The organism is Desulfosporosinus sp. Sb-LF, from assembly GCF_004766055.1.
Lineage (GTDB): Bacteria > Bacillota > Desulfitobacteriia > Desulfitobacteriales > Desulfitobacteriaceae > Desulfosporosinus.
In genome coordinates this window covers 26,602-40,535 of the sequence record NZ_SPQR01000003.1, presented here as the reverse complement: position 1 = coordinate 40,535, position 13,934 = coordinate 26,602, and the positions used below count along the sequence as shown (strand labels likewise).

Genomic DNA, 13,934 nt, shown 5'->3' with positions numbered 1-13,934 from the left:
AAAATGAGGAGGAAGAGAGATGTTTCACAGAAAGAGTAAAGCCATTGTCGCCCTAAGTTTTCTGATGGTCGCGCTACTCGTAGTGAGCGGCTGTGCTGGAAGCAAGAGTCAAACAGGAAACAGTACAACTCCCGCGGACAGTAAAGAACCCATTAAAATTGGTTTCCTGGGCGCTAAGACTGGGGATGTTGCGATGTACGGACTCAACACTTTAAAGGGTCTGAACATGGCCATTGAGGAACTCAACAAAAATGGTGGGGTTCTTGGACGCCAGGTGAAACTAGTGGAAGAGGACAATGCAGGGCAGAAGGATCAGGCAATCAACATCACGAACAAAATGATTAGTCAAGATAAGGTTGTAGCGATTATTGGAGATCCAACCACTGGAATTACCCGTGTGGCGGGTCAAATCGCCAATAGCAAAAAGACAGTGATCCTTTCAGCAGGTGCTACAGGGACTAATGTGGTGGAAATAGGACCTTATATTTTCAGAGATACTCTGTTGGATACCATTGCAGCTCCAGCAACAATGAAGTACATTATTCAGGACAAAGGCTGGAAAAATGTTGCCCTGATTACTTCCAAGAACAATGATTACAGTGTCGCTCTGACTAAAATTTTTACCGATGCAATTAAGGCCAATGGTGGTAACATTGCAATTGAAGAATTCATCCAGGACAAAGACACAGACTTCAGCGGTCAGATTACTAAGATTAAAGCTGTAAATCCCGATGTTATCGTATTCTCTGGTTATTATACTGAGGGGGCCTTGCTCATGAAGAAAGCCCGCGAAGTGGGAATCAAGGCGATAATGGTCGGAGGAGATGGCCTACAAGGGGACGATTTAATGAAAATCGGTGGACAAGCAGTGGAAGGCTCTATCTCCTATGCTGGGTTCTCTCCTGAACAGCCAACCGCGAATACCGAGAAATTCATTAACGCTTTTAAAGCAAGCTACAAGAATGAAGTACCTGATCTATTTTCAGCCCAAGGCTATGACGCCTTGATGCTGATTGCTCAAGCGATCAAGGATGCAAATAGTGCAGATCCAGAAAAGTTTAAGGATTCTTTGGCTAAGACCAAAAATTACGAGGGTGTATCAGGCACCATCACGTTCCAGGCTTCTCGTGAACCGATTAAAAGCCCAGTGTATTTACTTGAAGTCAAAGGTGGCAAATTCTCGCTTTTGAAAAAGGTCCCTGTAGAAGTTAAGTAATCCGTCATAGAGGCTTCTGAGTTCTATTATCCTAAATCAGTAGCAGCACTGGCCTCCGTGACTAGTGCTGCTACTAAAGCATTCAAAGTAATTCTAGGTCATTACAATTTTACTTTGCTGAGTTTTAAGGAGGGGGCCAATATGAACAATTTAATGCAGCAACTGATCAACGGGCTCGCCCTTGGCAGCATTTATGCACTTATAGCCTTAGGATATACCATGGTATATGGTATTATTGGCATGATCAATTTCGCTTATGGGGAAATATATATGTTTGGCGCGTTTGCAGGCCTTGTTCTTGCATCCTATAATTCTGTCAATGTTTACATGGCATTGTTAGGCGCGATGCTTCTTACCATGGTGCTTGGAGTGATTATTGAGCGTGTTGCCTACAAACCGTTGCGTCGCTCATCCCGCCTTTCTGCACTGATTAGTGCGATTGGGGTTTCTATCTTTTTGTCTTCTTTAATGGTTCGACTTAAGGGACCCAATACGAGAGGTTTTCCCAAACTCTTCGAAAACAAAATTTTTGTAGTGGGTAGTTTTCAGATTACAATTTATCAGATTGTCATCATTGGAGTTGCCGCCCTCTTGATGCTCGGCCTACAACTTTTTGTAGCCTATACTAAAACCGGCCGGGCTATGCGCGCTACTTCTCAGGACCAGGATGCGGCAAGCCTTATGGGAGTCAATATCGACAGAGTGGTTGCTATTACCTTCGCTATAGGTTCCGGCTTAGCTGGAGCCGCTGGTGTATTATCTGGCATTTATTTTAACGCGGTTCAGCCTTACATGGGACTCATGGCCGGTCTCAAAGCGTTTGCGGCAGCAGTGCTCGGGGGAATTGGAAGTATTCCCGGTGCCATGATTGGCGGAATGGTAATTGGTTTGACTGAAATACTGGGTGTAACGGTTAATTTATCTGAGTACAAGGATGCCTTTGCCTTTGCCATCCTTATAGTAGTGCTCTTGTTCAAACCCTCGGGAATCCTTGGGCGCAAAGCAAATAAGAAGGTGTAAGGAGAGGAATAGCCATGAAGAGATTATTCAATAATTGGTTCGCTCAGGCTCTGCTGTTCCTCATGGCACTCGGCTTGACTGCGTTCATATCGGAAATTATCAATAATGTCTCATCCCCGTATCTTTTGAACATAGGTTTGTTCATAGGGATTAATCTGATCATGGCTCTAGGTTTGAACCTTATTACAGGGGTTACTGGCCAACTATCTTTAGGTCATGCAGCGTTTATGAGTATCGGAGCTTATTCCTCGGCAATTGCTACAGTAAACTATCACGTGCCCTTTTTACTAGGGGTGTTAATTGGTGGAGTTATTGCGGGTCTATTTGGACTAATCATTGGATTTCCAACTTTACGTCTTACCGGGGATTATCTGGCCATTGCCACGCTTGGTTTTGCCGAAATTGTTCGGGTCCAATTTACTAATATGAAAATAACGAATGGCGCCATAGGTTTCTTGGGGATTAATGGATCTACGACATTTCCGATCGTTATGACGATTGCGGTTCTGACAATATTTGCGATGGTATGGTTGGAAGATTCCCGGAATGGAAGGGCAATGCTTGCGGTTCGAGAAGATGAGGTTGCTTCCTCAGCAATAGGAATTAACACCACTCTTTACAAAATTCAGGCCTTTGCAATAGGTGCTTTTTGTGCTGGGGTGGGTGGAGCGCTGTTTGCGCATACCACCACCTTTATTCAACCAACGGATTTTGGCTTTCTTAAGTCGGTCGATATTTTAAGTATTGTCGTTCTCGGTGGGTTGGGGAGCATTCCAGGAACCATCATTGGCGCGATAGTCCTTACTGCAGCTCCTGAAGCCCTGCGATCCCTATCCAATTACAGGATGATGGTTTACGGTTTACTGCTTGTTGTAATCATGATCTTTCGTCCTTATGGTTTAATGGGCGGAGTAAACTTGAAGCAAGCCGTTCGACGGGCAATGATGTTGCCTAGGAAAAAACAGACCGGACGGGGGGAATAAGGGTGAGCTTATTAACACTAGACGATGTGACTATTCGCTTCGGCGGTCTAACTGCGGTGGATACCTTAAATCTGGAAATAAATCAGGGGGAAATCCTAGCGCTTATTGGACCTAATGGAGCGGGTAAAAGTACGGTCTTTAACCTGATTACGGGTATTTACAAACCAACCCAGGGTGCGATTTCGTTTGCTGGAAAACCATTAGGTAGCATTCCTACCCACAAAATTGCGGAAATGGGGATTACCAGGACGTTCCAAACCATTCGTTTGTTTAATGAACTCTCAGTCTTGGACAATGTGAAGATCGGCGCGCATTGCCTAGGGAAAGCCGGGTTACTTCAAGCCTTCACTCGCTTGCCGGGTATGAAAAAAGAAGAGGCAGATTTAACAGAAAAGTCCATGGAAGCCTTAAGATTTTTAGACTTGAAAGCAAAATGGGAAGAAAAGGCGAGAAATCTTTCTTATGGGGAACAGCGGCGTTTGGAAATCGCGAGAGCCTTAGTGTCTACGCCCAAGATACTTCTTTTAGACGAGCCTGCCGCAGGGATGAATCCTCAGGAAAAAGTGGTATTAATGCAAATGATCCGCAGGATCCGTGATACAGGAGTCACGGTATTCCTGGTGGAACACGATATGAAATTGGTTATGGGTATTTCTGAAAGAATTGCCGTGCTCGATTATGGCAAAAAGATTGCTGAAGGGACACCGATAGAGGTGCGTGGTAACAAAGCCGTTGTCGAAGCATACTTGGGCTCCGGTCAATTTAAAAGTAGAATCCGGCGCTAGGAAGGAGACCAAGACATGTTGAAGTTAGAAAATGTCGATGTAAGCTATGGCTCAATTAAGGCCTTGCACGGGATTTCCTTGGAAGTGAAGACAGGGGAGATCGTCGCCTTAATCGGTGCAAATGGAGCAGGAAAAAGCACCACCCTTCGTACAATTTCAGGGCTTTTAAAACCGTCCAACAAAGATAGTAAGGTAACGTTTAAAGATAAATATATTCACGGTATCCAAGCGGGGAGCAAAAAATTCGAAGGCATGCTCCCACACAAAATTGTCGAGATGGGTTTATCCCATGTACCAGAGGGGCGCCATGTGTTTCCTGAGATGTCTGTTTATGAGAACCTTCTAATGGGAGCGCATATCCGAAAGGGCAAACTAGGCCAGGAGGACTTCGATCGAGTGTTCCATCATTTTCCCAGACTGAAGGAGAGAATCAAGCAGATGGCAGGGACCTTGTCTGGTGGGGAACAGCAAATGTTGGCCATGGGGAGGGCTTTAATGGCTCGCCCTGACCTTCTTATTCTGGATGAACCTAGCATGGGCTTGGCTCCGATGCTCGTGGAGGAGATCTTTCACATCATTGAAGATATTAATGTGTCTGGAACGACGATTCTACTGGTAGAGCAGAATGCTCATTTAGCCTTGGAAATTTCCAACCGAGCCTATGTCTTAGAGACTGGGGCAATCGTTCTGGAAGGACTCGCACAAGAATTAGCTCAAAATGAAGCGATCCGAAAATCCTATCTCGGAGAATAGCTTTTTTAGACAATGAGTATTTGCCCCCCTGCGTTTATGCAAGGGGGTTTTTTCACAGTGCCTAGCCGTAAAAAAATCACCTATTGTAGTTACAATAGGTGAAAATATGAGGAGGTATATTGAACTCTGCCTAGGAAATTCAATATACAAGAATAAATGCTCTTGAATGTTTGGGCAATACACGTGATTCGTTGAAGGTGGACATGCGTTAAAAGGTGAAATCATATTCAGAATATTGCAATAGTTGTGCCAGAATTAGAACAGTTCTTGTTGCTGGGCTAAATTGGCATTTTTGATCAGATATTTTTGTAAACTTTGGCTCCAGTACAGGATGGAAATGGGTCAAGAAGTTATCGGTAGGGTATTTTTGTTCCAAGTGTACAGCGGATTTATATTTTTTCTCGACGAAATTGAAGCGAAAAGTGTCCATTGTGTTGCCAACTGTCCGTCATTCAGGACAATAACAAACACTAAAACTCTAATTATACTGAAATAGTTTGTCAAAGATACTTAGCGCTTTTGTAATTAAAAGACCTAAGTATCTTTCTATTATGAATAGTTTGAAAGTGAAAGGAATTAGAAGTGTATGGAGAGAATAATACCAGAGGAGCCCTTTGTTGAAGGGGAGCGCAGAAAAATTATCATTTGTATTAACAGTACGAGGGTGAGGTGAGCTTGGATGCTGATGAATGAAATGATGACCAGGGATGTTCCTTTTCTTCACGCTGAAGATCAACTTATCCAGGGAGTAGTACTTTTACGCCAGGCCAAAATGGATGCCTTGCCTGTGGTGGATGAAGATGGTTTTCTGATCGGAATCTTGACCAAAGTTAATGTATTGGATGCATTTTTGGCTGGGGCTGAAGCGTCAGAACCACTCCTGAGACATATCAATCGCCAAGTAGTAACAGTGGAAATAGATACCCACTACAGGGATGTAGAACAACGTGCGAGGCTGTGCTCGGTGGGAATGGGCGTGGTAGTAGACAAAGTTGGGAAAGTGCTTGGACTTTTTACCAAGGAAGATATGATCATGGCTTTGTTCCGCAAAGCGGAACAATTAGCGGTCGAACTCAACGCCGTATATCAGGCTATGCCGAATGGAATCATTGTTGTGGATCGAAATAACTGCATTCAGCAAATCAATCCTGCGGGTGAGAAAATTCTCGATCTAAAGCAAAAGACGATTATAGGATGCTTATTTGGAAGCGTGTTTCCAACCATAGATTTAAACGCAGTACTCAAACGGTCACAGCATATGGTTGGGGTGCAAATGCAAATGCAAATAAACCAGGTGACGGTACTCTGTAATATCAATCCAGTGGGAGAAACGAAGGGAGCCGTAATTGTCTTTCAGGCTTTGACTGATTTTCACCAGGTAGCATTGGAGCTTGATGCTACCAAACGTTTGTACGAGACATTACAAACTGTCATTAACAATGCCTATGAAGTGATCCTTGTCGTGGACGACCAGAGCAAAATTACTCTCGTCAATGAGGCAGCATGCCTGTTATTTGGCAAAAGGGAGAAGGAGCTTCTGCACCGGCCTGTGGATCAGATAATCGAGGACACTCGCCTTCCTAGGACCTTGAAGACTGGAATGGCAGAAACTAATGAAATTCAGGTCATTAACGGTAGGGTTTGCATCGTTTCCCGCTTGCCTATCGTGCGCAAGGGAAAGATTATCGGGGCGGTGAAAAAGATCGTTTATCAGAAATTGGAAGAGACGAAAGAGGTATCTGAAAGGTTGGCTCAGATGGATAGTGACTATGAATTTTACAAGGAAAAAGTAGGAACTAGCCGAATAGCGGTCACTTTCAACCAGATAGTTACAGTAAGTCCAGATATGCGACGTTTAAAGCAAGAAGCTGAGATGGCCGCACGGGGGAGTTCTTCGATCATGTTGACGGGGGAGAGTGGCACGGGCAAAGAACTTTTTGCGGAGGCTATTCATCAGGCGAGCCCTCGACGAAAAGGTCCCTATATCAAGGTTAACTGCGCAGCAGTTCCAGAAAACCTTCTGGAATCGGAATTTTTTGGATATGCAAGCGGGGCCTTTACTGGTGCACAAAAAGGAGGTAGAGCTGGTAAATTTACTGTTGCAGATGAGGGAACACTTTTTCTGGATGAAATAGGAGATATGTCCATGAATTTGCAGAGTAAGCTCCTAAGAGTGATCGAGGAGAGGAGTTTTGAGCCAGTAGGGAGTAACGAGTCTGTAAAAGTCGATGTGCGAATCATTGCCGCCACTAACAAAGAACTTATTCAAAAGGTGGAGAACGGTGAATTCCGAAGTGACCTTTATTACCGTCTAAATGTGATCAATTTACACCTTATCCCTCTGCGCGATCGATCGGAAGACATTATACCCCTCATTCAAGTCTTTCTAGAACGGCTTAATCTGGATTTTGGCAAACAGATTAGTGGCGTTTCTATTGAAGTGCAAAAGATCCTCTTCGATCACAGTTGGCCGGGGAATGTACGAGAATTAAAAAATGTGATTGAACGGGCAGTGAATTTTGCATCTGGGAAAATGCTAGAGCTGGAGGATTTGCCCTTTTACCTTAGGGAGGATAAGATGGAAGTTGCGTTATCATCGACGAAGGGATGGAACCTGGAGAATGCTCATGATCATTTGGACCGCGAAACAATGGAAAAGGCTTTGATCAAGATGAACGGCAATAAATCGGAGGTTGCCCGACTCTTAGGGATTTCTCGTTCCTGGCTCTATGAAAAAATGCGACGATATGATCTTAAGTAATTTCTAAACAGTGAGTATTGGTATTTCCTTTACTGAAATAGCACTACTTCTTAAATTGTATTTCGCAATTTGAACATAAGTGGAGGGTATCATTAAGGTGTACTGATCAAAGATGCAGGTTTAATCGGAACATTTTACGAAGGAGGAATCGCATGAAAAAGAAACTTGCCGCAGGTATGCTAAGTGCCGTTTTGTTGGTCGGGGGAGTAACGGCAGCTTTTGGCGCCACAGACTCAGCAAAGCTCGATGAGATCAAGACCTTAACCCAGCAGATGTTTTTGGAATTCACAAGCAAATTGTAGACAAGGAAGTAGAGGCTGGACTTATAACCCAACAACAGGCGGACAAGATGAAGAACGCAATTGATCAGCGCCAGCAATCCAGCGATTAAGCTCCTGCAAACGGTCAGGTTTTCGGTATGGGTAAAGCCAAAGCTAAAGAGATGTTTGGTGGTTCAGAGATTGAAAAAGGTCAGCTCATGACTGACGAACAGATCAAGACTTGGAGCGATGCAGCCCAAGCTCAGTTAAAAGTTCAGCAAGAAGCGATGAAGGCGGGTACCTTTGTACCGGGTATGGGCGGCATGCGTGGTGGCCACGGAGGCCATGTTTGGCGTGGATCTGCAGCACCGTCGACCTCGACCACACCTACAGCAAGTAACTCCACAGTAAATTAATCATCCCCGAAGAATCTAGTATACTTAAACAAGGTCAGGCAAAGGGCCCAAGAAAGAATTTTCTTGGGCCCTTTGCCTGACCTCGGATTCGAACGCGAAGTTCTTGGTATTCTATAAGAATACCAAGATAAAGAAGAAACCTCCATTGACCATTAGGCCAATGGAGGTTTCTGTGATTAACGATTTACCAATTGTTGCGTGAACGTGGTTGGTAGCACTCGCGACAATAAACAGGCTTGTCACCCGATGGTTGGAAAGGAACGGTTGTTTCTTTCCCGCAAGTAGCGCAGATTGCAGGGAACATTTCACGTTGTTGACGCGAATATCCGCCACCATCATTGTTTCTGTTTTGTGCTTTCTTTGCTGCACGGCACTCTGGGCAACGACCAGGCTCATTGGTGAATCCTTTTTCTGCGTAGAACTCTTGTTCAGAAGCAGAAAATTCGAAATCTCGGCCACAGTCTTTGCAATTTAAAATCTTGTCATTGAACATTTAAAAAAAACCTCCACTATTGTTTGTATTACCCGCTACATGGTAAGTTCATCAGCCTCTTCCCAGAGCCGTAGGCAATAGAGAAGGTTTGCGTAAATCCATTAATATTAACGAGCTTCCATTAGTATAACCAAAAAATAGATATATGTCAAATATTTATCATCAAATACAAAATTTCTTTTCATAGTAGGCGTATATTTTTCAAATGAAACACAATGATTCTCACAGTCCGGTAAATTAATTTAACTATACATCGTTTCTAACAATGCTTTTACATCCTCATTTTCTAAATATTCATCGAATGTCATTCGCCGATCGAGTAATCCTTTGGGGGTGAATTCAATGATTCGGTTAGCAATGGTTTGGACAAACTGGTGGTCCTGGGATACAAACAAAATATTTCCATCAAGGTTTGTCAGAGAATTATTGAGAGCGGTGATTGATTCCATATCAAGGTGATTAGTGGGTTCATCTAACAATTGTACGTTTGCACCGCTGAGCATCATCCTGGAAAGCATGCAGCGCACCTTTTCTCCCCCAGATAGAACGCTTGCTTGTTTCAAGGATTCGTCCCCAGAGAAAAGCATTCTTCCTAGAAATCCTCGAACGAAGGATTCATCAGGGTCTTTAGAAAATTGTCGTAGCCAGTCCACAAGATTTAGATCAGTTTCGAAGTAGGAGGAGTTATCTAAGGGGAGATAGGCTTGTGTGGTAGTAATTCCCCAGTTAAATTCTCCGCTATCGGGAACAATTTCCCCCATGAGAACTTTAAATAAGGTTGTCTTAGCATTACCATTTGGACCAACAAACGCAATTTTATCTCCTTTATTAACGATAAACGAAATGTTATCGAGCACCTTTTCACCTGAAACAGTGACGGTTAAGTCCTTTACACTCAGAATATTGTTGCCAGCTTCTCTATCTGGAGTGAAAGCAATATAAGGATACTTACGAGAGGATGGTTTTATATCTTCTAGGGTCAACTTATCGAGTTGTTTCTTGCGGGAAGTCGCTTGCTTGGCTTTAGACGCGTTAGAGCTGAACCGTTGGATGAACTTCTGTAGTTCCTCGATTTTATCTTCTTTTTTCTTATTAGATTCTCTCATTAACCTTAGAGCCAGTTGACTCGATTCATACCAAAAATCATAATTACCGACGTAAAGTTGGATCTTACCAAAATCGATATCAGCAATATGGGTGCACACTTTGTTTAAAAAATGCCGGTCATGGGAGACGACAATGACGGTATTTTCATAATTATATAGGAAGTTTTCCAACCAAGCGATCGAATGTAAATCTAGATGATTGGTTGGTTCGTCGAGTAGCAGGATATTTGGATTACCAAATAGGGCTTGAGCGAGTAACACGCGTACTTTTTCGTTTCCACTTAGGTCCTTCATTCTGCTACTCTGAAGATCTTTGCCAATCCCTAAACCCATTAATAATTCAGAAGCTTCAGCCTCAGCTTGCCAACCGTTGAGTTCAGCAAAATCGCCTTCTAAGATGGACGCCTTGATTCCGTCCTCTTCAGAAAAGTCCGGTTTTGCATAGAGTGCATCTTTTTCTTCCATTATTTCAAATAGTCTCGAGTGCCCCATCATAACTGTTTTGAGTACTTCAGACTCTTCAAATTCAAAGTGATCTTGTTTTAAAACGCCAATTCGTTCACCAGGTGTTAGGATGACATCCCCACTGGCAGAGTCTATTTCACCAGAAAGTATTTTCAAAAACGTTGATTTTCCTGCACCATTGGCCCCAATTAATCCGTAACAGTTTCCCGGAAGGAATTTCACATTGACATCTTCAAATAAGGCTCGCTTACCGAATCTTAAGGTTACCCCACTGGTACTAATCATTCAAATCGTTCCTTTATCATAAATTTATTTAAACTCAAGTATATATTATACCATTTTATTACCAGAAGGTATAGATAATTGGATGTAGGTGATGCGACAATGAAGTAATTTCTTGAAATAGGGCAGGAAAATTGGTTTCTTTCACATTTCCTACTCTCAATGAACATTAAGAAAACCTTATTTTTTATTCTACAATTTTCCTTCCTTAAGGAGATTGAACCCCGTTACCCTTATTGTTAATATTAAGTAACAAGCAGCACATATTTAACACTTTCTGTTTGTGAATTTTTTAAAAAGGAGCGGTGTCATGTTTAAAACAATCAATCCACTAATCAAACGCTTCGTCGGTATCGCACTATGTTTCGTACTTCTAACCATCAGCTCACCGGCTTCCGCTTTCGCAAGCACCACGTTTAATCTAAACCGTTCGGTCAGCGGTTGGATTCCCTATTGGGACCAAGCCCAGGCATTAAGCGTTGTGCAAAATAATCTTGATACATTTAATGAAATGACTCCTTTCTGGTATGACGTTACAAGCACAGGAACTCTTACAGCCCTAACCAATTCTGAAAATAGTACTTTGATTTCTTTTGCTCAAACTAACGGAAGAACTTTAACTCCGCTTATCAGCAACGAATATAACGGCACTACAGTATCAACCATTATCAACAGTCCCGCTGTTGTCCAATCTCATATCACTAACATTGTGAATAAAGTGGTTTCCATGGGTTACTCTGGGATTGAAATTGACTACGAAAACATCTCATCAACAGATCACTCCGCATTTACTTCATTTGTGCAGAATTTAGGAACTCAACTTCACGCTAACGGCAAAACTCTTATGCTTTGTGTTCCCGCTAAGACAATATCGACATCTTATACGGCATACGATTACGTTGCTCTGGGACAAGCCGTAGATAAAATGAGAATTATGGCTTACGATTATTCTTGGTCTGGTTCTATTGCAGGCTCAATTGCTCCTTACAGTTGGGTAAATAACGTTCTGCTCTATGCAATCACGGCTATCCCACCAAGTAAAATTGAACTCGGCGTACCTGACTACGGTTATGATTGGGTAGGTACATCTGGCAAGGGTGTGACCTACAGTCAAGCGATCAACACCGCAAACACTTACGGCGCACAAATTACAGACGACGCGCAAAATGGGCCTCATTATTCCTATACTGTAAACGGTATCAGCCACACCGTTTGGTTTGAAGACTCTACATCTGTAAATACATTATTAGACCTTGTTAATAAATATAATATTAACGGCATTTCAATTTGGCGGCTCGGTGGTGAAGACAGCAATATTTATCCCGCAATCCGCACTAAGTTCGCATTAGCCGTTACCACGCCTTCACCTGCGCCAGTTGTAGATTTGACTTCGCCAACAGTGAGCTTATCTTATACCATCGATAAAAAGGGCAGCACTATGAAGGCAAGTGCCCAAGATAATGTTGGAGTGACTAAGGTCCAATTCTATTATGATAGTAAACTTGTAGGTACAGATACCTCTTCACCCTATTCGGTGTATTATCAAGTTAAAAAAACGAACCAAACTCATACCATGAGCGCCATTGCTTATGATGCAGCAGGAAATTCATCAACTAGTCAGGTGTCAGTTAGATACTAAGCAGTTCCAAAATCGAAGGTTAAATAAAGACCAGTCAAGCTGAAAGGCTTAGACTAATAAAATGAGAATCAGATAATTCTCTGGTTCTCATTTTTAAATGAGAGTTAACTACATAATAATTCGTGACCACCGTTAAAGACCTTCTGTTTTCAGTGTGATTTCGCTCTTTGACTCCAAAAACTGAACCCTTAGTCTTTAAGGTAAGGGGTTCCATTTTGGAGTTGAAAATCAAAAATAGCATAGGTTTCAGCACGAAATCAGCAGATTTTTAACATCTGCTGATTTTGCTTTATCCCGCCTGTAGCAAGGAGGCATTTTAAAAATAGCATAAAATTAGCAGTTTTTTAGCACTTCCTTAGCAAAAGAAATAATTATTTCTTTTGCTAAAATAACGCTGAACATCTGTTATTTCGCCTGCTAATAAAGTGCTGAAATTTTACTGAAAAGAGGTTAATCCAAGAAAGTTATCAACCCTCGAATGAGGCTCGGAATCGATGATAAGGTTTATGATTGGAATGATATTCTTTATCTCAAGTAGATGAGGTATAATATGGTTATTGCGTTATTGTAGAATAGACGAACTTAAGTATATTATGTTAGAGGAGTCGATGAAATGATTGGAGCTCTTGTAGCGATTGCTATATGTGTTGCAGTTGCGTTTTACGTAGCTTTGAAGAAAAGGAATAAATGACAGAGGAACGCTTCACCCGCTTCAGCAGGCGAACATTGTTTATACTCAGATGAAAGAAGCGAGAAACCAGAGGACGGATTATAATCAAATTATTAGGCTCTGGTATCTGTCATCCTTCTGTAGATAATAAGCATAATCTACAGTAAACTTAATGCACAATATTCTTATTAAGCGACATAAGGGGTTTAACCCACTCGAAATGTAAATAGCCACGATTTGTTAACACAAAATCGTGGCTATTTTTCTGCTAAAATCTTGCGATTTTATATGCGAATAATATGCTGAAAATTTGCTATTTCCCCTGCGAATTTACGTTTTCAACTCCAAAATGGAACCCCTTAGTCTTTAAGGCAGAGGGTTCAGTTTAATGTCGCTTGCAGTATGCTGATGTTAGGGGAGTGAGTATGTTTTTAGATTTTCAAACGTCTAGAAGTTCGAGAGAGCGTGGTCGATTATAAAGGCAAATTAATGAACTGAGCTATCTTCTGCTTCCCCCAAAACACTTCTCATAATCAGAATTCCAGCCATAGTTCTGGGGAATCCTGCACTGGGAGCTACTAGAAGAATGGCGTGTTCGATTTCCTCCTGAGTACAACCACATTTTAAGGCTTTTAATATGTGCGTTCTTAAAGCTCTCGGGTATTGGCACTCAGTAGACAGTGCTACTTTGATCAACCAGCAGGTCTTTTCATCCAAAGGGCCACCATCCTTATGGACTAACTGGCCGTATTTTTCGTAGGCGTCATAAATATTCCCATGGTGTTCTGTAAAATACTTTAAGTTAATTTCAGTACTGTCAAGATTATCAAAATAATCATCCATTCGAGTAAGCTCCTTTTTACATATTGCACTTTATACATTATTCTCCAATTGATAGGCTGTTATTCAGCCCAGCTAACCAAACGTAAAAATTAAAATTAGGGAATTCATCATAAAATATTGAAATCCAGAAGTTTCAAATCTAACTAAAGTTTGGGGTATAATGATAGGAAGCGTGAACAACACAGTCATATCATTAAATGAAGGAGTAGAGATGAAAGTACTAAAAACTGAAGTTGAACTAA

13 protein-coding genes are annotated in these 13,934 nt (G+C 42.0%); 10 read left to right on the top strand and 3 right to left on the bottom strand.

Features of this window, described 5'->3' with window-relative positions; genetic code table 11:
• The first annotated feature begins 19 nt into the window (after positions 1–19).
• The 9 genes from E4K68_RS04935 (at position 20) to E4K68_RS21595 (ending at position 8,194) form a co-directional block, all read left to right on the top strand.
• Entirely contained in the window at positions 20–1,216 is a 1,197-nt protein-coding gene (locus tag E4K68_RS04935; protein ID WP_135377729.1) for an ABC transporter substrate-binding protein, read from the top strand.
• A gap of 141 nt (positions 1,217–1,357) precedes the next feature.
• Positions 1,358–2,236: a branched-chain amino acid ABC transporter permease gene (locus E4K68_RS04930; protein ID WP_135377727.1), complete on the top strand. Its 879-nt coding sequence runs from the start codon at positions 1,358–1,360 to the stop codon at positions 2,234–2,236.
• A 14-nt stretch (positions 2,237–2,250) separates the two neighbouring features.
• On the top strand, positions 2,251–3,219 hold the full coding sequence (locus E4K68_RS04925; protein ID WP_135377725.1) for a branched-chain amino acid ABC transporter permease: 969 nt from the start codon (positions 2,251–2,253) through the stop codon (positions 3,217–3,219).
• 2 nt (positions 3,220–3,221) lie between these two features.
• Positions 3,222–4,004, top strand: a complete 783-nt coding sequence (locus E4K68_RS04920; RefSeq protein WP_135377723.1) for an ABC transporter ATP-binding protein — start codon at positions 3,222–3,224, stop codon at positions 4,002–4,004.
• A gap of 15 nt (positions 4,005–4,019) precedes the next feature.
• Positions 4,020–4,757 (top strand): ABC transporter ATP-binding protein, encoded by a 738-nt coding sequence (locus E4K68_RS04915; protein ID WP_135377721.1) that lies wholly within the window; start codon positions 4,020–4,022, stop codon positions 4,755–4,757.
• Between the two features lie 679 nt (positions 4,758–5,436).
• On the top strand, positions 5,437–7,518 hold the full coding sequence (locus tag E4K68_RS04910; protein ID WP_135377719.1) for a sigma 54-interacting transcriptional regulator: 2,082 nt from the start codon (positions 5,437–5,439) through the stop codon (positions 7,516–7,518).
• A 152-nt stretch (positions 7,519–7,670) separates the two neighbouring features.
• Positions 7,671–7,820 carry a hypothetical protein gene (locus E4K68_RS21605; RefSeq protein ID WP_348982835.1) on the top strand — a complete coding sequence of 50 codons (150 nt, stop codon included), beginning with the start codon at positions 7,671–7,673 and terminating at the stop codon, positions 7,818–7,820.
• On the top strand, positions 7,802–7,909 hold the full coding sequence (locus tag E4K68_RS21600; RefSeq protein ID WP_348982840.1) for a DUF2680 domain-containing protein: 108 nt from the start codon (positions 7,802–7,804) through the stop codon (positions 7,907–7,909). The genes E4K68_RS21605 and E4K68_RS21600 overlap by 19 nt, the downstream gene beginning before the upstream one ends.
• Positions 7,910–7,996: 87 nt before the next feature.
• Positions 7,997–8,194 carry a hypothetical protein gene (locus E4K68_RS21595; RefSeq protein WP_348982834.1) on the top strand — a complete coding sequence of 66 codons (198 nt, stop codon included), beginning with the start codon at positions 7,997–7,999 and terminating at the stop codon, positions 8,192–8,194.
• Positions 8,195–8,378: 184 nt separating this feature from the next.
• Here the strand turns inward: E4K68_RS21595 and E4K68_RS04900 are convergent, their stop codons facing one another.
• Together E4K68_RS04900 and E4K68_RS04895 are read right to left on the bottom strand one after the other, a co-directional pair.
• On the bottom strand, positions 8,379–8,687 hold the full coding sequence (locus tag E4K68_RS04900; protein WP_135377717.1) for a zinc-ribbon domain containing protein: 309 nt from the start codon (positions 8,685–8,687) through the stop codon (positions 8,379–8,381).
• A gap of 242 nt (positions 8,688–8,929) precedes the next feature.
• Positions 8,930–10,543, bottom strand: coding sequence for an ATP-binding cassette domain-containing protein (locus E4K68_RS04895; protein ID WP_135377715.1), 1,614 nt, complete (start codon positions 10,541–10,543; stop codon positions 8,930–8,932).
• A 307-nt stretch (positions 10,544–10,850) separates the two neighbouring features.
• Between E4K68_RS04895 and E4K68_RS04890 the strand changes: the two genes are divergently transcribed.
• Complete coding sequence (locus E4K68_RS04890; protein WP_135377713.1) at positions 10,851–12,179, top strand: glycosyl hydrolase family 18 protein; 1,329 nt, start codon at positions 10,851–10,853, stop codon at positions 12,177–12,179.
• Positions 12,180–13,335: 1,156 nt separating this feature from the next.
• Here E4K68_RS04890 and E4K68_RS04885 read toward each other — a convergent pair.
• Positions 13,336–13,692: a carboxymuconolactone decarboxylase family protein gene (locus E4K68_RS04885; RefSeq protein WP_135377711.1), complete on the bottom strand. Its 357-nt coding sequence runs from the start codon at positions 13,690–13,692 to the stop codon at positions 13,336–13,338.
• Between the last annotated feature and the right edge of the window lie 242 nt (positions 13,693–13,934).

Excerpts from the sequence above, each read along its gene's own strand:
- E4K68_RS04900 (WP_135377717.1), bottom strand. The coding sequence starts at position 8,687 with ATGTTCAATGACAAGATTTTAAATTGCAAAGACTGTGGCCGAGATTTC.
- E4K68_RS04895 (WP_135377715.1), bottom strand. The coding sequence starts at position 10,543 with ATGATTAGTACCAGTGGGGTAACCTTAAGATTCGGTAAGCGAGCCTTA.
- E4K68_RS04930 (WP_135377727.1), top strand. The coding sequence starts at position 1,358 with ATGAACAATTTAATGCAGCAACTGATCAACGGGCTCGCCCTTGGCAGC.
- E4K68_RS21595 (WP_348982834.1), top strand. The coding sequence starts at position 7,997 with ATGACTGACGAACAGATCAAGACTTGGAGCGATGCAGCCCAAGCTCAG.
- E4K68_RS04925 (WP_135377725.1), top strand. The coding sequence starts at position 2,251 with ATGAAGAGATTATTCAATAATTGGTTCGCTCAGGCTCTGCTGTTCCTC.
- E4K68_RS04885 (WP_135377711.1), bottom strand. The coding sequence starts at position 13,692 with ATGGATGATTATTTTGATAATCTTGACAGTACTGAAATTAACTTAAAG.
- E4K68_RS04935 (WP_135377729.1), top strand. The coding sequence starts at position 20 with ATGTTTCACAGAAAGAGTAAAGCCATTGTCGCCCTAAGTTTTCTGATG.
- E4K68_RS04910 (WP_135377719.1), top strand. The coding sequence starts at position 5,437 with ATGCTGATGAATGAAATGATGACCAGGGATGTTCCTTTTCTTCACGCT.
- E4K68_RS04890 (WP_135377713.1), top strand. The coding sequence starts at position 10,851 with ATGTTTAAAACAATCAATCCACTAATCAAACGCTTCGTCGGTATCGCA.
- E4K68_RS04915 (WP_135377721.1), top strand. The coding sequence starts at position 4,020 with ATGTTGAAGTTAGAAAATGTCGATGTAAGCTATGGCTCAATTAAGGCC.
- E4K68_RS21605 (WP_348982835.1), top strand. The coding sequence starts at position 7,671 with ATGAAAAAGAAACTTGCCGCAGGTATGCTAAGTGCCGTTTTGTTGGTC.